Source organism: Selenihalanaerobacter shriftii, assembly GCF_900167185.1.
GTDB classification, from domain to species: Bacteria; Bacillota; Halanaerobiia; order Halobacteroidales; family Acetohalobiaceae; genus Selenihalanaerobacter; species Selenihalanaerobacter shriftii.
Genome location: NZ_FUWM01000004.1, coordinates 111,063 through 131,385, shown reverse-complemented (window position 1 = coordinate 131,385; position 20,323 = coordinate 111,063). Strand labels below are relative to the sequence as shown.

At 33.0% G+C, this 20,323-nt stretch carries 17 protein-coding genes; all 17 read left to right on the top strand.

Translation table 11 applies throughout. The annotated features are described in order from the left end of the window. The first annotated feature begins 6 nt into the window (after positions 1-6). The 17 genes from B5D41_RS01985 (at position 7) to B5D41_RS01905 (ending at position 20,258) form a co-directional block, all read left to right on the top strand. A complete protein-coding gene (locus B5D41_RS01985; protein ID WP_078808927.1) occupies positions 7-2,802 on the top strand; it encodes an efflux RND transporter permease subunit in 2,796 nt (931 codons plus the stop codon). Between the two features lie 40 nt (positions 2,803-2,842). Beyond that, positions 2,843-3,649 (top strand): outer membrane lipoprotein-sorting protein, encoded by an 807-nt coding sequence (locus tag B5D41_RS01980; protein WP_078808926.1) that lies wholly within the window; start codon positions 2,843-2,845, stop codon positions 3,647-3,649. 90 nt (positions 3,650-3,739) lie between these two features. Then, complete coding sequence (locus tag B5D41_RS01975) at positions 3,740-5,185, top strand: hypothetical protein (protein ID WP_078808925.1); 1,446 nt, start codon at positions 3,740-3,742, stop codon at positions 5,183-5,185. Between the two features lie 300 nt (positions 5,186-5,485). After that, positions 5,486-6,778 (top strand): MFS transporter, encoded by a 1,293-nt coding sequence (locus B5D41_RS01970; RefSeq protein ID WP_078808923.1) that lies wholly within the window; start codon positions 5,486-5,488, stop codon positions 6,776-6,778. Positions 6,779-6,812: 34 nt separating this feature from the next. Then, entirely contained in the window at positions 6,813-7,619 is an 807-nt protein-coding gene (locus tag B5D41_RS01965; protein ID WP_078808922.1) for an Asp23/Gls24 family envelope stress response protein, read from the top strand. Positions 7,620-7,920: 301 nt separating this feature from the next. Next, positions 7,921-9,471 (top strand): acyl-CoA carboxylase subunit beta, encoded by a 1,551-nt coding sequence (locus B5D41_RS01960; protein WP_078808921.1) that lies wholly within the window; start codon positions 7,921-7,923, stop codon positions 9,469-9,471. A gap of 188 nt (positions 9,472-9,659) precedes the next feature. Next, on the top strand, positions 9,660-10,124 hold the full coding sequence (locus tag B5D41_RS01955; RefSeq protein WP_078808919.1) for an OadG family protein: 465 nt from the start codon (positions 9,660-9,662) through the stop codon (positions 10,122-10,124). After that, complete coding sequence (locus B5D41_RS01950) at positions 10,117-10,506, top strand: biotin/lipoyl-containing protein (protein ID WP_078808918.1); 390 nt, start codon at positions 10,117-10,119, stop codon at positions 10,504-10,506. The genes B5D41_RS01955 and B5D41_RS01950 overlap by 8 nt, the downstream gene beginning before the upstream one ends. 17 nt (positions 10,507-10,523) lie before the next feature. Next, positions 10,524-11,636, top strand: coding sequence for a sodium ion-translocating decarboxylase subunit beta (locus tag B5D41_RS01945; RefSeq protein ID WP_143555636.1), 1,113 nt, complete (start codon positions 10,524-10,526; stop codon positions 11,634-11,636). Between the two features lie 118 nt (positions 11,637-11,754). Beyond that, on the top strand, positions 11,755-12,846 hold the full coding sequence (locus B5D41_RS01940; RefSeq protein WP_078808917.1) for an XdhC family protein: 1,092 nt from the start codon (positions 11,755-11,757) through the stop codon (positions 12,844-12,846). A 38-nt stretch (positions 12,847-12,884) separates the two neighbouring features. Next, positions 12,885-13,640 carry a selenium cofactor biosynthesis protein YqeC gene (gene yqeC, locus B5D41_RS01935; RefSeq protein ID WP_078808916.1) on the top strand — a complete coding sequence of 252 codons (756 nt, stop codon included), beginning with the start codon at positions 12,885-12,887 and terminating at the stop codon, positions 13,638-13,640. Then, complete coding sequence (mocA, locus tag B5D41_RS01930) at positions 13,637-14,227, top strand: molybdenum cofactor cytidylyltransferase (RefSeq protein ID WP_078808915.1); 591 nt, start codon at positions 13,637-13,639, stop codon at positions 14,225-14,227. The genes yqeC and mocA overlap by 4 nt, the downstream gene beginning before the upstream one ends. 24 nt (positions 14,228-14,251) lie before the next feature. Continuing rightward, positions 14,252-15,049, top strand: a complete 798-nt coding sequence (gene yqeB / locus B5D41_RS01925; protein ID WP_143555635.1) for a selenium-dependent molybdenum cofactor biosynthesis protein YqeB — start codon at positions 14,252-14,254, stop codon at positions 15,047-15,049. A gap of 45 nt (positions 15,050-15,094) precedes the next feature. Then, positions 15,095-16,117: a molybdopterin-binding protein gene (locus B5D41_RS01920; RefSeq protein ID WP_078808913.1), complete on the top strand. Its 1,023-nt coding sequence runs from the start codon at positions 15,095-15,097 to the stop codon at positions 16,115-16,117. A gap of 422 nt (positions 16,118-16,539) precedes the next feature. Beyond that, positions 16,540-17,406, top strand: a complete 867-nt coding sequence (locus B5D41_RS01915) for an FAD binding domain-containing protein (RefSeq protein ID WP_078808912.1) — start codon at positions 16,540-16,542, stop codon at positions 17,404-17,406. 33 nt (positions 17,407-17,439) lie between these two features. Continuing rightward, positions 17,440-17,907, top strand: coding sequence for a (2Fe-2S)-binding protein (locus tag B5D41_RS01910; RefSeq protein ID WP_078808911.1), 468 nt, complete (start codon positions 17,440-17,442; stop codon positions 17,905-17,907). Positions 17,908-17,933: 26 nt separating this feature from the next. Next, on the top strand, positions 17,934-20,258 hold the full coding sequence (locus tag B5D41_RS01905) for a xanthine dehydrogenase family protein molybdopterin-binding subunit (protein ID WP_078808910.1): 2,325 nt from the start codon (positions 17,934-17,936) through the stop codon (positions 20,256-20,258). The last annotated feature ends 65 nt before the right edge of the window (positions 20,259-20,323 follow it).

The following is a 20,323-nucleotide window of genomic DNA, read 5'->3' as shown; positions in this document are numbered from 1 at the left end:
GAACATATGAGGAAAATTTTTAAACATTCTTGGATAGTTATATTAGTAATCCTGATCATAACTGGATTTTTTGCTACTCAACTTCCTAAGCTAAAGATAAATAATGAATTTGAGATATTTTTACCTCAAGACCATCCGGCTAGGGTTGCTAATGATGAGATGGAGAAGATTTATGGTAGTTCAGATAGAATAGTAGTGGCTATTAATGTAAAGCGGGGTACTATTTTTACAAAAGAGAATGTAGCTTTAGTTAAAAAGATGACAGATGAATTTGAAATGATAAAGCATGTAGATGAAATCGATTCTATTACAAATACTGATTACATTGATGGAACTTCAGAAGGAATGAAAGTTGCTGAATTAGCTAAGAAAGTTCCTGAAAATAGACAGAAGTTATTTGATTTAAAGAGAAAATTGATTTCTTGGGACCTTTATAAAAATAACTTTTATTCAAGTGATTTTAAGGCTACTCAACTCATGATTAAATTGAATCCAGGACTTACTATCAAGGAAAAAGAAGCAGTCTATTTTAAAGTTAAAGATAAATTAAAGAAATATAAAAAGAGTAATTTAGAAATGTATGTGGCAGGAACCCCAGCAGTTAATGTGTTGATGGGGAAGAATATGCAGAGTGATGTGAAGAGATTAATTCCTTTCGTTATACTTGTAGTATTAATCGCATTATTTCTTTCATTTAAAAACATAGGTGGAGTAGTTATGCCGATAATGACTGTATTAATAAGTACAGTCTGGTCTTTAGGAATTATGGCTATGTTAGGCATAAACTTAACAATGGTCTCAACAGTTATACCAGTATTGTTAGTAGCTGTTGGTAGCACTTATGGTATACATATAATTAGTCATTATTATGACGATATTCGAAGTCGGAAAGAAGCAGAATTAACAGAGATAGAGCATACAGAGATAGTATTAGAGACTGTTAGTAAAGTAGGGAAGCCTGTATTTTTAGCAGGAATTACAACAATAGCAGGATTTGGTTCATTAGCTACGAGTAATATAGTTCCTATTAGAGATTTTGGTATTTTTACTGCTATTGGAGTTGCTACAGCATTAATAGTAGCGATTACTTTAATACCTGCTATACTTATTGTAAGACATAAGAAATCAAGCTATAGTAAGAATTCTACAGATAAAGAAAGTATATTAAATAAGATTACAACTAGTTTATATGATTATCTGGCTCAGAATAGGATCGGCTTTTTGACATTAATATTAGTAATTATTATTCTTTCAGCAGTAGGAATGTCGCAGATAGTAACTGATAGTATAATGGTGGAAATGTTTAAAGAGACTACAGATATTAGAAAAGCTGATAAATTTATTAATAATCATTTTAGTGGTACCAATATACTTAATGTTTTAGTTGAAGGAGAAGGTAAAGGTAAAGGTAAAGGTAGTTTAACTGATCCAGATGTATTAAAAGCTATGGATGATTTAGGTGGTTATTTAAAGAGGAATCATAAAGAAGTAGGGAAGGTAACTTCTTTTGCTAATTTTATTAAACGTATGAATAAAGTTATGCATTATCCTCAAGAAGAAATGGAAGATTCTAAACAGGATTCAGTGATTAGTAATGAAACTACAAGTAACTTTGGTAATGAGACTACTGGCAGCTTTGGAGAAGAGAGTACAAGTGATTTTGGAAAGGAAACTACGAGTAACTTTGATGAGGAGACTACAAGTAACTTTGGAGAAGAGACTACAAGTAGTTTTGGTAAGGAGACCACAAGTGACTTTGGGCAAGAAAGCACTATAAACTCTAATAAAAAGAATGAAGCTAATACTAATCAACAGGGTAGTTTTGAAAAAGCTCCTTCTAACCGTAATATATCAGAGAAGGATTTAATTACTTTATTAAATAAGTCATTAGTAAAAGCAAAAAGATTGAATTTAACTGGAGAAGAATTAGTACAGTCTATAAATAAAGAGTTGAATTATAAAGGAGAGGCATATAACGAGGTACCATATGATCCGACTAAATATCCAGCCAAAACAAAGAAAGGTTTAAAGAATTTAGTTTCTCAATATCTGTTATTATATTCAGGAAGCCTAGATGATTATATTAATGATCAATTAGAGCCATCTAAGGCTAGAATGATGTTACAATTAAAGACTGGAAGCAATATAGTGGCTAAAAAGATTCAAAAAGATATTAACCAATATGTAGAGACTAATTTCCCAGAAGGTTATAAAACTTCAGTAGCAGGTCATGTGAATATGTCATTGGCTGTTAATAATTTAATAGTTTCAAGTCAGATATTAAGTATAATAGTTTCTTTGGTAATTGTCTTCTTAATTGTAACAATTTCTTATAGGTCATTTGTAGCGGGGATATTTGGTATAATTCCGTTAGCATTTTCATTGCTGATTAACTTTGGAATTATGGGTTTTGCAGGAATTAAGCTGGATGTAGGAACTTCAATGGTTGCCTCGATAGCTATTGGAATTGGAGTTGACTATACTGTTCACTTTTTATCAGCTTATAGTTATGAAAGGAAAAGAAGTAATGATTTAACAGTAGTGACTCACAATACTTTAACTACAGCTGGGAAAGCTATTATCTTTAATGCGATTTCTGTAGCAGCTGGATTTGCTGTACTTCTATTTTCTAACTTTATACCGCTGGTTAATTTAGGGTTATTAGTAAGTGTAACTATGGTTACATCCTCTCTTGCTTCTATGACAGTTTTACCAGTATTGCTTAATTTATTCCAACCTAAGTTTGTGACGAAGCAAGGTGGATTTGGTAATAGTGTAAATGATACTAATTATAGTGGTTAATTAAATTGAGAGTTTATAAATAAAAGGAGGTAATTTAGTTATGAAGAAGATAACTGTGGGATTAGTATTGATTTTAGTTTTAAGTATGAGTATGAATGTATTGGCGATGAACGGAAAAGAGGTAATGCAGAAAGTAGATGATAGAGCTACAGGAGATTCAATGCATGCTTTAATGGGTATGGATTTAATAGAAAAGGATGGAGAGGTTAAAAGAAGAGTTATTGAAGTTTGGGGTGAGATTTATAATCAAGAAAAAGATTTAATGAAGACAGTTATGGAATTTAAGGCACCAGCAGCAGTAAAAGGTACGAGATTTTTACAAATAGAGAATGCTAATCGTGATGATGACAAATGGATATACTTGCCGGCATTAGGTCGAGTAAGAAGAATTTCATCTTCTGAAGGAGATAGTTCTTTTATGGGATCTGATTTTACTTATGATGATATGGAGACTAGAGAGGTAGCAGAGGATGATCATAAATTATTACGAACAGAGAAATTAGGAAAGTATGAATGTTATGTAGTAAAGTCAGTTCCTAAAGATATGGAAGCTTCCCAATATGCTAAAAGAATTTCTTGGATAACAAAGAAACATTCTATACCAGTTAAAATTGAAATGTACAGTAAGCAGACAGGAGAGGTTCAAAAGTTACTTAAAGTAAAGCAGAATATTAAGAAGGTAAATGGAATTTGGACTATATTCAGTACTATTATGGAGGATAAAGAGACAGGTCATTCTACAAGGTTATATATTAAACGCAATAAGTCAGGAAATCCTTATATAGAGTATAACAAGAGAATATCTTCTGCTAGATTCACACAAAGATTCTTAAAAACTGGAAGATAAGAATGTTAGTTATGAATGTCTGTGGCAGTGACAGTGTTAGGATCAGGGTTAAAGCTATGAGTTACTTTTTATTGAGAGAGGAGGGGGATTATGAGTAAGCGAGTAATGGTTGGGGTATTAGTATTACTTATGACCTTAGTCTTTTCAACAAATATTTTAGCGGCTGAAAGTGCTTTTGATGAAGGTAATAGTTCTTCTACAGAAGAGAGTAGTTTCAGTGATGCTGGGTTTGAGAGTTCATTTGGAGAAAATAGTAATAGTTTTGGTAGTAGTTCAACTTGGGATATAGGTGGGACTATAGAATTAGATTATAGAGATTTCATCCATGAAGATGATACTGATAAATCAGCAGCATTAGAATTAGATTTAGGATATGAAGCTGCTAATTATGATTTTGAGGGTAAGTTTAATTTTAGTGATGATGGTGATGCTTCTGACATTGTTGAAGAAGCTTTTGTTAGATTTTATTACGATACACATGAGATTGAGCTAGGGAAGAAGAAAGTTGTTTGGGGTAAAGGTGATAAATTACATGTTGTAGACAACTTAAATGGTGAAGACTTAATAGATTTTGTAAACCAGGATTACTTAGATCGTAAATTAGGTGAAGAGATGATAAAATTAAATTATTATCTAGGTTTGGGCACCTTAGAAGTAGTTTATACTCCAGAGTTTGGACCTAATCAAATTCCTAATGAAGGCGATTGGGTTACAAGTGATATGGCTGGTATGATGGTGTTGAAATCAACATTAATAAAGTCTCCATTTGCTACGGAATCACAAGTGAAAGAAGCAGTGGAAATGCCGGAATATAATGATTCAGATGACGGTCAATTTGGAATTAGATATACTAATTCTAAAAGCGGTTATGATTATGGGGTTTCCTATTATCATGGAAGGTTACGAACTCCAAGTATGAATAACCAGGCAATAGCAGCAATTAAGCAAGAATTAATGAGCCCCACAGTGGATAGTGCAAATACTATTCAGGTCCAATTAAAAGAAATAGATCCACATTATGATGAAGTAGATGTATTTGGAACAGAGTTTAGTTCAGTAATTGCTGGGATTAATTCACGAGCTGAATTAGCTTATTACTTAACTGATGACACTGATGGCGACAATCCAGAGGTGCATAATAATAAAATTGCTTGGCTAATTGGTGGAGATAGGGATTTACCTTTACATAATATAAATGTAAATGCTCAATTAAAGAGTGAATTAATCTTAGATGATGATAAGATAGAAGATAATCCATTAGATATTGAGTATGATGAAGATGGAGACTATTTTACTAATATGCTAGTTTTTAAAGTGTCAGATTCATTTAAATATGAAACAATATTACCAGAAGTGAGCTTTGTTTATAATTTAGAAGATCACGATTATATGTTAAATAATGAAATAGAATTTGTGGTAGAAGATAATACAAGTATTACATTTAATTATAAGATATTTAATGGAGATGAAGATACTACTTTTGGTCAATTTGACAACAATGATTATGCTGAACTGAATTTAAGCCATGATTTCTAGAAAAGTTAGAGATAAGTGTAGATTAATCACAAATGGAATTAAGAATTTCACATAACATTGTAACCAGTCTTGCTTAAAATTCTTCACCTAGCCTTGATTTTTAGGCTAGGTGAATTAGTTTAATAATAGAATAACTATATTTTTAACCACATCCTCCTGTATGTAACTAAATTAGTATATAACCGAGGGTTAATTGTAAACATTCAACAAAGGCATGAAGGATATAGTGAAGAAATATGAAGTAATAATAATTTTAAAATAGTTAGAGCATATTATAAAGAATGGAGGCAGTAGTTAAAAATGGCACGACAGGATAATGCAGGACAGGCATCAGATGAAGACTTAAAAGAATTTAATCAAAAAGTAGAGCAGAATTTTAAAAGAAACTTTACTTTAAATACGCTAGATGGAGCTTTCTTTGCTTTCGGAAAAAGTTTTGTTTCCATGCAGACAATTTTACCGTTGTTTATTAAAAAGTTAACTAACGTAACTTTTTTAGTTAGTTTAATTGTTGGAATTGATCGTTTAGGAAACTATATTCCTCAAATTATTTCTGCAAAGTTAGTAGAAGGTAAGAAAAAGAAGAAAAAGTATGTATTACTTATAGGAAGTTTACAACGTATTGCTTGGTTAGGGATGGCTTTAAGCACTTTTTTTCTGGCTGATCAATCAGAAACTATGTTATTAATAGGTTTCTTTATTTTCTTTACTATCTATGCGTTTTCTTCTGGTTTCTTTACACCAATTTGGTTTGGTTTTATCTCTAAGATAATACCAACTGATAAGCGGGGCAAATTCTTTGGCACTAGAAGTTTTATAGGTAGAATATTAGGGATTTTAGGAGCACTGGCAGCTGGATGGATATTAAAAGAGTATGCTTTTCCTTTAAATTTTGTTTATTTATTTGGACTTGCATTTATAGGAACGACTATTTCTTATACTTTTGTTTGGGGTTCTAAAGAACCGGTTTATCCAATAAATAATGAGAAAAAGAGTTTGAAGGAATACTTTAGTGCATTACCGAAATTAATTAAACAAGATGATAATTATCGTAATTATTTAATAGCAAATATCTTGATTCAATTTTTCTGGATGGCAAATGGTTTATATACGGCAGCAGGAATTGATCTTCTAGGAGTTAGTGATAAAATTGTTGGTTACTTTACAACAATTCTATTATCTTCTCAAGCTCTTGCATATCTATTTTGGGGTTGGGTAGGTGATAAAAAAGGTCATAAAATAGTCTTAGAATGGGGAGCTGTGTTGAATATTTTAGCCATAGTTACAGCTATTTTAGCTAAGAATGTTACCTTCTTTTATTTAGTATTCGTATTTAGTGGATTTGCTTTAGGTGCTAATAGAATCTCTTTATTAAATATTATCCCTGAATTTTGTCCTCAAGAAGAAGTCTCTACTTATGTAGGAGTAACTAATTCATTAGCAGGAATAGCAGTAACTATAATTACAATGTCTGGTGGTTTATTAGTTGATCTATTTGGTTACTTTACGGCATTTACTTTAGCTGGAAGTGCAATGGCTGCTGGTTGGTTTGTTTTAATGAATTATGTAACAGAACCGAGATATAATAAGTAAAGAGTAATATTTATTAATTATCTGAGGTGGGAGAATGGATGTATATGCATTAGTAGGTTCGAGTGGAACTGGTAAGAGTCATCGAGCGCGGATGGTAGCGTATGGTAATAATATAGATTACATTATAGACGATGGACTTTTAATTAAAGGTAGTAAAGTGATAGGTGGAAAATCTGCTAAACAGGAAGATAACAAGATTAAAGCTGTAAAAAGAGCTATTTTTATAGAAGAAGAGCATGCTAGAGAAATTAAGAGTATCATTCATAGTTCTGATGTGCCTAGTATATTAATCTTAGGTACTTCTGATAAAATGATTTATAGAATTATTGAGGCTTTAGATTTAGTAGATCCTACGGAAATAATTAGAATTGAGGATATTGCTTCACCTGAAGAAATGGAGATGGCTAAGCAGCAACGGCAAAAGGAAGGGAAGCATGTGATACCTGTGCCTAATGTCGAAGTTAAGCCTAACTTTTCTGGTTACTTAATGGAATCTTTAGAATTATTATTTTCTAATAAGAATGATGAAATTACAGCGGAGAAGACTATAGTTAGACCTAAATTTAGCTATTATGGTAAGTTATTAATTGCTGATCGAGTTATGACTGACTTGGTAGAATATACATTAGAACAAGATCTGCGTGTTGATAGAATAAAAAAAATTAAAGTTAATCAGAATGAAGCTGGTACTGAAATTTCAATTAGATTAATTCTGGAATATGGTTTAATGTTACATGAGGTAGCCCATGAATTACAATTAAATATTAAAAAATTACTTGAAGATAGTACTGGAGTAACAGTATTAAGGGTTGATATAAAGGTAGAAGGATTAGTGGTTTAAAGTAGATTAACTTTAAAATTTTAGCCGTCTTTTCTGGTTTAAGTGGCATGCCAGAAATAGACGGTTTTTTATTTTGGGTAAATACTACAAAAGATCATACAATGCTTCATAAATAAATAACAGAGGAAAGGACTGTCTTAGAGAAGAAAGTATTACATAACAGATGTAAATATATTGTCGTTAAATGTAGAGGTAATAAGTATAAATCTTATAACAAATTGTGAAGAATAAGTGTAAGTAAGATTAGAAACAATTGTTAAACTCTAGATATTAAAACTATTAGTTTAGGAGTGATAGAGTAATGGGAAATAAGGAAAAATTAGATGAATTACAAAAGAGAAAAGAGGAAGCTCGTCAAGGCGGAGGACCAGAACGGATAAAGAAACAACATAAGAAAGGTAAAATGACAGCTAGAGAAAGGATTGATTTTTTACTAGATGATAATAGTTTTGTTGAAATTAATCCTTTTGTAGAACCGCGTTATGCAGAGCATGGTATGGAAGGTAAAAAAGCTGTTGGAGATGGAGTTGTGACTGGATATGGAACTATTGATGGCAGATTAGTATATCTTTTTGCTCAGGATTTCACAGTAATGGGAGGTTCATTAGGAGCGGCTCATGCAGAGAAAATCTGTAAAGTGATGGATATGGCTAAGGAAATGGGAGCTCCTTTTATTGCTCTAAATGATTCTGGAGGAGCTAGAATTCAAGAAGGAGTAGAGGCATTAAATGGTTTTGGTGAGATATTTAAGCGAAATGCTCTTATGTCAGGAGTTGTGCCACAAATTTCAGTGATTTTAGGTCCTTGTGCTGGAGGTGCTGTTTATTCACCGGCTTTAACTGATTTTATCTTTATGGTTGAAAATACAAGTAAGATGTTTTTAACTGGACCTAGTGTAATTAAATCAGTAACAGGTGAAGAAGTTTCTGCAGAAGACTTAGGTGGTGTTGGAGCACATGGTCAATTAAGTGGTGTAGCTCATTTTGCAACTCAGAATGAAGAAGAATGCTTAATGCAAATTAGAGAGTTATTAAGTTATTTACCAGCTAATAACATGGAAGAACCACCTGAAATAGAAGGGTATGTTGCTGATTTACAAAAGAATACTCAACTAGAAGATATTGTACCAGGAAATCCAAATGAAGCTTATGATATGAAAGAAGTTATTAATGAGATTATTGATGCGGGTACTTTCTTTGAAGTTCAAGCAGATTATGCTAAAAATATCGTAGTTGGTTTAGCTAGAATTAATGGACAATCAGTGGGAATCATAGCCAATCAACCTAAGTATAAAGCAGGATGTCTTGATATTAATGCATCAGATAAAGCTGCTAGATTTATCAGAATGTGTGATTCTTATAATATACCATTGATTACATTAGTTGATGTGCCAGGATTCTTGCCAGGAATTTCTCAAGAGTATAATGGAATTATCCGTCATGGTGCTAAAATGTTATATGCTTATACAGAGGCTACAGTGCCAAAGGTTACTCTAGTAACAAGAAAAGCTTATGGTGGAGGATATATTGCAATGTGTAGTAAGTCTATGGATGCAGACTTAGTATTTGCTTGGCCTACAGCTGAAATAGCAGTTATGGGACCAAGTGGTGCTGCAAATATTATTTATCGTAAAGAGATTAATAACGCAGAGAATTCTGAGGAATTATTAGAGCAAAAGGTTGCAGAATATCGAGATAAGTTTGCTAATCCTTATGTAGCAGCTCAAAGAGGAATTGTTAATGATGTAATTAAATTTGAAGAAACTACTATAAAATTAGCTAATGCTTTACAGATGTTGCGTAGTAAAAGGGTTGATAGGCCTGAAAGAAAACATGGTAACATGCCATTATAGTAAGATAGGGAATTAATAACTAAACTTTCCATATCAAAGTTTGATTATTTTTGGTATTATGTTAGATGCGTGATATTAAAGTTTTCTATTTTCTAAAAAGTTAGTTATCAATTAATCTTAAAAGGCTAATTTAATTACTCAATAAATTTTTGTAAACTAATTTTTAAGAAATAAGAGGGGGGAGAAAGATGGAAAATTTTGGAACAGGATTAGAGATAAGCTTAATAGGAATGTTGGCAGTGATATTCACATTAAGTGCTCTAGGTGTAGTAATTAAAGTTATTGAAAAGCTTTTTCATGAGGAGACAGGTTATTTTTTTAAAAAGAAGAATGAAGATGAGGAAGTAGAGGCTAATGCAGAGGTTACCAAAAATGAAACAGTAAGTAATGAAGCAGAATCTACAAAAGGACTTACTGCAGCTAAGGTAGCTGCTATTAGTGCTGCTGTTACTTCCTATTTAATGGCAGAGGAGAGCGATTATGTTATTACATCTATTAAACCAGCAGGAACTAATTGGAAGCTAAGTGGTAGACAAAGTTTATTAGCAAACCAGTCAAATGTAGCTAAGAGTAGAAAAATAAGTAATGTAAAATTAAAGAGACAGAATAGATTAAGAAATTATAATAGCGGAGGTGCTCTAAAGAATGCGTAAATTTAAAATAGTAGTAGATAACGAAGAATATGAAGTAGAGGTTGAAGAAATGGAAGGTGGAGAAAGAAAGATTACAAAGACTGAGCCAGTTAAGGCCAAAACGACTACTCAGCCAAAGACTAACTCTGCACCTACACAGCCTAAACAAGAATCACAATCTGCGGGTGGCTCTGGTGATATAACAGCACCGTTACCAGGAGTAGTAACGGAAGTTTTAGTTAGTGAGGGAGACACAGTTAACTCTGAAGATGTAGTATTGATCTTAGAAGCTATGAAGATGGAAAATAAAATTCAAGCTAATGTAAGTGGAACAGTTAGTTCTATTGAAGTTAAAGAAGGAGAATCAGTTAACGAAGGAGACGCAATGGTAGTAATTAACTAAGAAAGGAGGAAGAGAAATTGGGAGCTAAAATATTACAATTTTTAAGTTCAACAGGATATGCCAATTTAGGTTATAAACAAGCAATTATGATTATAGTTGCAGGAATTTTATTCTATTTAGCTATCAAGAAAGAATATGAACCTCTTCTCTTAGTGCCTATGAGTTTTGGATTATTAATGGTTAATTTACCTTTAGGTGGGTTAATGGAGAAAGGTGGATTACTATATTATCTTTATTATGGTGTTAAGTTAGGGATATATCCTCCTTTAATCTTTATGGGGGTAGGAGCTATGACTGATTTTGGGCCGGCTTTAGCTAACCCTAAAACATTACTTTTAGGAGCAGCGGCTCAATTTGGAATCTTTGGAACATTACTAGGAGCGATTGCTTTAGGATTTACACTTCCAGAAGCAGGTTCTATTGGAATTATTGGTGGTGCAGATGGACCTACAGCTATCTTCTTAACATCTAAATTAGCGCCACATTTATTAGGACCGATAGCAATTGCAGCATATTCATATATGGCTTTAGTACCGATTATTCAACCGCCAATTATGAAGGCTTTAACTACTGAAGAAGAACGAAAGATTGAAATGAAACAGTTAAGAAAAGTTACTCAAACAGAGAAAATTGTTTTCCCAATAATTGTAATTGCTTTAGTAGGGTTATTCTTACCATCAGCTATACCATTATTAGGAATGTTAATGTTTGGTAACTTAATGAAAGAAAGTGGAGTTGTAGATCGTATTTTAGATACAGCTCAAAATTCATTAACTAATATTGTAACTATCTTTTTAGGTTTAACAGTAGGTGCTACAGCTAGTGCTGATAAATTCTTAACAGTTGACACTATTCAGATTATTGTTTTAGGATTAGTTGCTTTTTCAGTTGGAACTGCTACAGGAACACTATTCGGTAAACTAATGTCTAAATTAACTAATGGTGAAGTGAACCCATTAATTGGTTCAGCTGGAGTTTCTGCTGTACCTATGGCAGCTCGAGTAGTACAGACTGTTGGTCAAGAAGAAAATCCAAAAAACTTTCTATTAATGCATGCTATGGGGCCTAATGTGGCTGGAGTAATTGGTTCAGCAGTAGCGGCAGGAGTATTATTATCTTTAGTAGGATAGTAATGCTTAGCAAATGATTTTCATTTATTGTTTGAATTTGTCGCGAAATATTGTATAATGAAAATGAGTTAAGTTGTATTAGGCTTTAAATAGATTATTAAAATAGGGGGATAAGGTTATGACAGTTAATATTTTTAAGGAATTATTAACTAGTGTGGAAGCGAAGGAGAGAGTAGCTTTAAGTACTATTACTAAAGCTTCAGATTCTAAATTAGTAGGTAATAAATTATTAGTTAAAGATAACGGTAATTATTTAACTAATTTACCTACTGACGCTTTATCTAATGATGAATTAGATAAATTAACAGACTATACTTCAAGTTCTTTAGAGAGTGGTCAAATTGAAAATCTTGATCTAGAACTAGAAGAGAGTAAAGGGAGTATAGAATTTGTAGTCGAACCTTATCTCCCTAATCCCCGATTAATATTATTTGGTGGTGGGCATGTTGGACAGTCTTTATATGAATTCGCTAAGAAGTTAGATTTTAAATTAATAGTGGTTGATGATCGTCCATCATTTGCTAATCAAAAACTTTTTCCAGAGGTTAAGAGAGTAATTTGTACTGCTTTTGAAAATGTATCAGCTGAAATAGAAATTAATGAAGCAGACTATATTGTAATCGCCACTAGAGGACATCAACATGATTATACTTGTTTAAAACAAGTAATCAAATCCAAAGCTAAATATATAGGAATGTTAGGAAGTAAGAGAAGAGTATACTCTATATTCAATAGATTAAAAGAAGAGGACTATAGTGGAAATGAAATAGACCAAATTAATGCTCCAATTGGGTTAGATATAGGCTCTGAAACTCCAGAGGAAATTGGGATTAGTATCCTAGCTGAAATAATTAAGATTAGACGAACTGGAGATCAAAGTAATACTCTAATTGGTGAAGAAGCTATAGAGCTTTTAGCAGATTATCAAGGAGGACATGACACTTTAGCTTTAGCAACTATTATTGATACCAGTGGTTCTACTCCAAGAAAAGCAGGTTCTAAGATGGTTGTCTTACCAGATGGTCGTACAGTAGGAACTATTGGTGGTGGATGTGGTGAAGCTGAAGTAAGACAAAAAGCCTTGGATATCATTAATGGTCAATTGGATTCTTTAGTCCATACTAATAAGTTATCTAATGATGTAGCTGCTGAAGAAGGCATGGTTTGTGGTGGAAGGATGGAAGTCTTTATTGAGGCAATTCAAGTTTAATCTAAATTAGATTTTAAATTGGATTAAGGATTGATTCTATGTTAACTAAAGTTTTAGAAGTAGAAGCTGGAGATATAATTTCTCTAGTAGGTGCAGGTGGAAAAACTTCCACTATGTTTAGACTAGCTCAAGAATTAAAGCAAAGATCTCAAGATAAAATAATTACAACAACTACAACTAAAATTTTGAAACCAAGCTCTACTGAGACTGAAAAGTTAATTATCGGTAGAGATTTAACCGTTTTAATAGATAAAATAAATAGAGAAGAAGCATCTTTAGTAACAATTGCTAAAGAACTTACTAGTAATGGTAAGTTATCAGGGATAGACCCTGATTGGATTAATAGATTAACAGATTTAGATACAACTATTATTGTAGAAGCAGATGGAGCCGCTTGTAAAGATTTTAAGATTCCCAACCAACAAGAACCTATTCTTCCTTCCAAAACTGATTTATTACTACCGGTTATTGGTAGTAGAATAGTTGGAAAAGATTTAACCCCTCAAAATTTGCATCGTGCCTCTCTATTAAGAAAGATTAACCCTCAACTCCATTTAGGTCAGCCTATAACTGTTGAAATCATAGTTGAAATCTTATTAAACGATTCTGGTTATTCTTTATTAAATCAACAACAAAATTATAGAGTAATTCCTTTAATTAACCAAGTTGATACTCCACTTAGATATGATTTTGCATTGAAAATGGCAAAGCGTTTAGTTAAAGCAGGAATAGAAAAAGTAGTTTTGACTGCAGTTAAATCTAAAAAACCAGTAGTTAAGGTTGTGAAATCATGATTTCAGCCATAGTTTTAGCAGCCGGTATGTCGACTAGGTTAGGTAGGCCTAAACAGTTATTATCTTTAGGTGAAGAAACAATTATAGAGAGAGTTGTTGATAATCTTATAATGGCTAATGTTGATGAAATAGTAGTTGTGCTTGGTCATTATGATGATGAAATAAGGCCTTTATTGACCAGCCTAAATATTAAAATAGTTTATAATCCATACTATAAAGCAGGCCAGAGTACTTCCTTGGTTAGAGGTTTAAATTCTATTGAGGAAGATTGCACAGGAATTCTCTGTATGCTAGGAGATCAACCATTAGTTGAAGTAAATACCCTTAATCAATTAATTACTGAATTTAAATATGGAAAAGAATTGATTGTTTGGCCAGAATATAAAGGACAAAGAGGTAACCCAGTTATTTTTGATTCGAAATTGAAGATAGATATGTTAGAGATGGATGGAGACCAAGGGGCTAGGCCTTTACTTCATAAATATCGCACTCAGAGTAGAGGGATAGAAGTAAAAGACCAAGGGGTTGTTTTTGATATTGATACTGAAGAAGATTATGAAAAATTGTTAAATACTATGAATAGTTGAGAATTTTAATAGGAGTTGATAAGAGTGTTATCAGATACTAAAGTAGTGGTTAGAGGAGCTGGTGATTTAGCTACTGGTGTGATTTACAATCTATACCAAGCTGGGTTTCAGGTAGTAGCTACTGAAGTTGAAGAACCTTTAGTAGTTAGAAGAACAGTCTCTTTAGCTGAAGCAGTTTATCAAGGTGAATATAAGGTAGAGAATATCATAGCGAAAAAAACAGAAGATTTTGATAAAATAGAAAAGATTCTTGAAAGAAGTCAGGTTCCAGTTATTGTGGATCCTAAAGCTGAAATAATTAATTATTTTAAGCCAGATGTTGTAGTAGATGCTATTATGGCTAAAAAGAATTTAGGTACTCAGATTAATGATGCTGAAATTGTTATTGGTTTAGGTCCAGGATTTACAGCTAAAAAGGATGTCGATGCAGTAATTGAGACAGCTAGAGGGCATGATTTGGGTAGAATTATTTATAAAGGACAAACTAAACCTAATACTGGACTTCCTGGAAAAATAAAAGGCTATAGTAAGAAGAGAGTGTTCAAAAGCCCAGATAATGGTAAATTTACTTCGCCTAGAAAGATTGGAGATGAGATATCAGTAGGAGAGATATTTGGTTACGTAGGAGACATGGTTATAGAATCTAAGATTAATGGAGTAATTAGAGGTTTATTAAAATCAGGTATTAAGGTTAAAGAAGGAGTTAAATTAGGTGATGTAGACCCTAGAAGTATTAAAGATAATTGTTATACTATTTCTGATAAAGCTCGAGCTATTGGTGGAGCAGTGGTAACGTCAATTTTATCTTTAAGCAGAGGGTAATAGAATTTTTAAAAAATTATTTTAAGATGAAAATGAGGTGGTCTAATGAAGAAGGTACCGGTTAAAGAGGCAGTAGGCATGGTTTTAGGACATGATATGACTCAAATAATTCCTGGTGAATTTAAGGGAGTTAAGTTTGAGAAAGGTCATATAATTAAGGAAGAAGATATTCCAGTGTTAAAGAGTATGGGTAAGAATCATATTTATTCTTTTGAACTTGGAGAAGATCAATGTCATGAGGAAGAGGCAGCTGAGCGGATTGCTAAAGCAGTACAGGGAGAAAATATTAAACTCGTTGGCCCTAGTGAAGGGAAGATGAATTTGGTAGCTAAAAATGCTGGGGTACTTAAAGTTAATGAAGAAGCTTTAAGAGAAATAAATAGTTTTGATGATCTTATTTTAGCTACTCTGCATAATAATACAACTGTTGAAGAGGGACAGAATCTTGCTGGGACAAGAATAAATCCTTTAGTTATCGAATCTAAAAAGATTGATCAGGTTGAGGCTGCTTGTGAAAAAATCACAGGAGATATAATGTCAGTTAATTCTTTTCATCAGTTAAAGGTAGGTATCATAATTACTGGAAGTGAAGTCTATTCTGGTGAAATAGAAGACAAATTTGCTCCTGTTTTTAGACAAAAAATTAATGATTTAAATGCAGGTGTTTTAGGGGTTAATTATGCCCCAGATGATCCAGAATTAATTAAAGAAGAGATTTTTGATTTAATTGAAAAAGGGGCAGATGTGGTAGTTACTGGTGGCGGTATGTCTGTAGATCCTGATGATGTAACACCAGTAGGAATTAAAAAGACAGGGGCTAAAATAGAGACTTATGGGGCACCAGTACTACCAGGTTCTATGTTTATGTTAGCTTACCTTGATGAAATACCAATTTTAGGAATCCCGGCTTGTGGTATGTATAATAAATCTACAGTTTTTGATTTGGTGTTTCCTAGAATCTTAACTAAAGAACGGGTAATGAGAGAAGATATTATTGAAATGGCGCATGGTGGGTTATGTTTACAATGTGATGTCTGTCGTTATCCTGCGTGTTCTTTTGGAAAATAAATAATTTCCATTGTAGAATTTTGTCGAATATGATAGTATAATAAGTGATTTAGTAATATACAATAAATTGATTATTTTATTTTTAGGGTATAATTACAAAGGCATTGAGTGGATTTAAGACGAATTTTGATACTGAGGAACGGATAATGACAATTGATGTAGATAAATCACAAAATTGGTTTGAGAGTTTTGTTTAATTATTATTGTTAAAGATTTATGTATCAATTGTCTGAAATTTAGTTCATTTGTTGTGTGAAATTTAATCAATTCACATCACAAACATAAGTAATTTGAATTGATTAAAAGTAGGAGTAATAGCTTTAATAAATGTTCAATTATTTTAATAGTTATTTAAATAATTGAATTGTTGCTATTATAAAAAACCAATTAAATTGAAGAAAAAAGCTAGGAGGTGCCTAGAAATGATCAAGAATTTTGAGTACTTTAAACCCGTGAGTGTTGAAGAAGTATGTTCGCTTTTAAAGGCTCATGGTGAAAATGCTAAAGTATTAGCAGGTGGGACTGATTTAATTGTTGCTATGCAGGAAAAAGGTTTAGAACCAAAGCATGTCGTTGATATTAAGGCATTAGAGGGAATTGACAAGATAACTTATGATGAAGGAAAAGAAGTGTTAAGAATAGGTGCAGCTACTAAATTGAATATGATAGCTGAATCTGGAGTAGTAAGAGAGCATTGGGAAATTTTAGCTAATGCAGCTCGTACTGTAGGTTCGTATCAGATTAGAAATAGAGCTACTATTGGAGGTAATGTTTGTAATGCTTCTCCATCCGCGGACACGCTTACTTCTTTATTAGCTTTAGATGCTGAGATTAAGATTGTAGGCGTAACAGGCTGTAGAAGTGTAACAGCAGAAGATTTCTTTGTAGGACCGGGACAGACTATTTTAGAAGATGGTGAAATTGTAACAGAAATTCAAATTTGCAAACCTAAAGTCAATCAAGCTGGTAAGTATGTAAAACATTCTCGTAGAAAAGCTGTAGACTTAGCTATTATAGGTGTAGCTGTAGTTGGACAAAAAGATGATTCAGGTTATAACTTTAAGGTAGCTTTAGGTGCTGTAGCTCCTACACCATTTAGATCAACTGAAGTTGAAGAAATCTTAAATACTGATGAAATTACTGATGAAATAATTGATGAAGCTGCTAAGAAAGCGGCAGAATTAGTTTCTCCAATTACTGACTTAAGAGGAACTAAAGAATATCGAGAGAATATGATAGAGGTTCAGACTAAAAGAGGAATTGAAGAAGTTGTAGATAAATTAGGATAAATTAACCTTTCAATTTGAGGAGGGAAATTGATTATGAAGCAAAAGATAAAGTTTACTGTTAATGGTGAAGTTAGGGAGTATGAAGTTGCACCAAACCAAACATTATTAACTTTTATTAGAGAAGATATGGATTTAACTGGTGCTAAAGAAGGTTGTGCAGAAGGAGAATGTGGTGCTTGTACAGTTCTTCTTGACGGCAAAGCAGTTAATGCTTGCATGATGTTTGCAGTAGAAGCAGATGGCAAAGAGATTGAAACTATTGAAGGCTTAGCTAGTGGAAGTGGGCTTAGTGTAATCCAAGAAACATTTATTGAATATTCTGCCTTACAATGTGGATATTGTACGCCAGGTATGATTATGTCTACTGAGGCATTGTTAAGAAGAAATCCTAATCCAACAGATTTTGAAATTAGAGAAGCTATTGCTGGAAACTTGTGTCGTTGCACAGGATATACAAAGATTATAGAAGCTATTAAAGCTGTTGCAGAGAAAATTAATTAAATTTCAGTAAGGAGGGTGGCATAGTTATGGGGAAAGTAGTAGGAACAAATGTTAAGCGAAAAGATGGAATTGAAAAGGTAACTGGTTCAGCTAAATATACAGATGATTTAAAGATGAGCAATATGTTATACGGAAAAGTATTAAGAAGTCCTTATGAGCATGCTAAAATTATAAGTATTGATACTTCTAGAGCAGAAGCTCTACCAGGAGTTAAAGCAGTAATTACAGGAAAGGATTTCCCAAATGTAACAGGGTTATATATTGGAGATAGAACTGTATTAGCTATAGATAAAGTAAGGTTTATTGGTGATGCAGTGGCTGCAGTAGCTGCTGAAACATTAGAGACTGCTCAGAGAGCATTACAATCAATTGAAGTAAAATATGAAGAATTACCATCTCTTGTTGATCCAAAAGAATCACTGGAAGAAAAAGATCTTTTAATCCATGAAAATATTAATGATTATGGTCATGCTGACTTTATCCATCCGGTTAAGGATAGTAATATCAGTAATCATTTTAAGTTAAGAAAAGGGAATACTGATAAAGCTTTTAAAGAGGCTGATCACATTTATGAAGAAGAGTTTGAAGTACCAATGGTACAACACGTTCCAATTGAGACTCACGTTAGTGTTGCTCAATCTCAATTAAATGGAAAATTAAATATCTGGTCTAGTGCGCAGTCACCAGATGCTTTACGAGAATTAGTGGGAGTAGTTTTTGAAAAACCACTAAATCAAATTAGAGTTGATTCTGTACCGATTGGTGGTGGATTTGGTGGTAAAGCTGGTTTAAATCCAGAGACTCCAATTGCTGTAGCTTTATCTAAATCGGTACCAGGTCGCCCGGTAAAGATCACTTATACTCGTGCTGAAGAGTTTGAATGTGCAACCGCTCGACCAGGGCTTGTTGCTAGATATAAAACAGGCGTAAAAGAAGATGGAGATATCATTGCTCAAGAGATAGAGTATATTTGGGATGGTGGAGCATATAACGATTATACAGTAAACGTAAGTAAGACTGGAGGTTATTCTTGTGCCGGTCCTTATGAGATCCCAAATGTAAAAGGTGACTCCTATTGTGTTTATACTAATAGACCAGTGACAGGTGCTTATCGTGGTTTTGGTATGTGTGAGATTCACTGGGGTATTGAACAGCATATAGAGAATATTGCTGAAGATTTAGGTTTTACTCCTTTAGAAATGAGATTGAAGAATGCTCTTAAAGATGGTTCTAAGAATGTAACTGGTGAAGAATTATCAAATGTAGGATATAGTGAAACTTTAGAATTAACTGCTGAACAGATTAAGTTAGATGAAACAGAGGATACAGAAAATCCTAATAAAATTAGAGGAAAAGGTATTGCTGGAGGTTATAAAGGACCTTCTACACCTCCAAATGCAGCATCTAGTGCACTTATTCAGGTTTTAGCAGATGGTTCTATTAACTTATTAATCACTGCTACTGATATCGGTCAGGGAGCTTATACTGCTTTAGCTCAGATGGCTGCCGATGCATTAGGAGTTTCTATAGATGCTATTAATGTTTCAACTCCAAATACTGATTATACTCCTTATGAGTGGCAGACAGTAGGTAGTAGAACTACATTCTCAGTAGGAAATGCTATCATCAATGCTGCTGAAGATGCTAGAGAGCAATTATTTGATTATGCATCTGAGGACTTAGGAGTAGATATAGATGATTTAGACATGGAAGATTGTATTATCTTTGATACTACTGATCCAGAGAATACTGACAAACAAGCTCCAATTAGTAAATATGCTATTGGTCTACAGTATGCAGATGGAAGCGGTAGAGGTGGACAGGTAATCGGTCGTGGCGTATATATTCCAGAAGATGTGAGTAATCTTGATGAAAATGGTCAAGGTAGAACTGTAAATCACTGGACTTATGGTTGTCATGCTGCTGAAGTTGAAGTAGACACAAAGACAGGTCAAGTGGAAGTATTAAATATGATTTCTACTTTCGATGTAGGTACGGCAATCAATCCAGAATTAGTAGAAGGACAGTTAGAGGGTGGATTAGTCCAAGGTTTTGGTACAGCTCTATTTGAAGAGTTTGTATATGATGGAGGTAAGCTTCTAAACAAATCTTTTGTTGACTATAAGATTCCAACTGCTATGGATATACCAAATATCGAAACTAATATAGTAGAGAATGCATTAGAGCATGGTCCGTTTGGAGCCCGTGGAGTGGCTGAACCAGCAATGATTCCGGCTGCCCCTGCTATTGCTAATGCAGTTTATGATGCGATTGGTATTAGAATCAAAGACTTACCAATTACTCCAGAAAAGATTTTAAATGCATTAAAAGAAAAAGAAGGAAGTAATTAAAGTTTCTTATAAATAAAGTTAATTGCTCCTTGATTTAGTAATATTATTTAAATCAGGGAGCAATA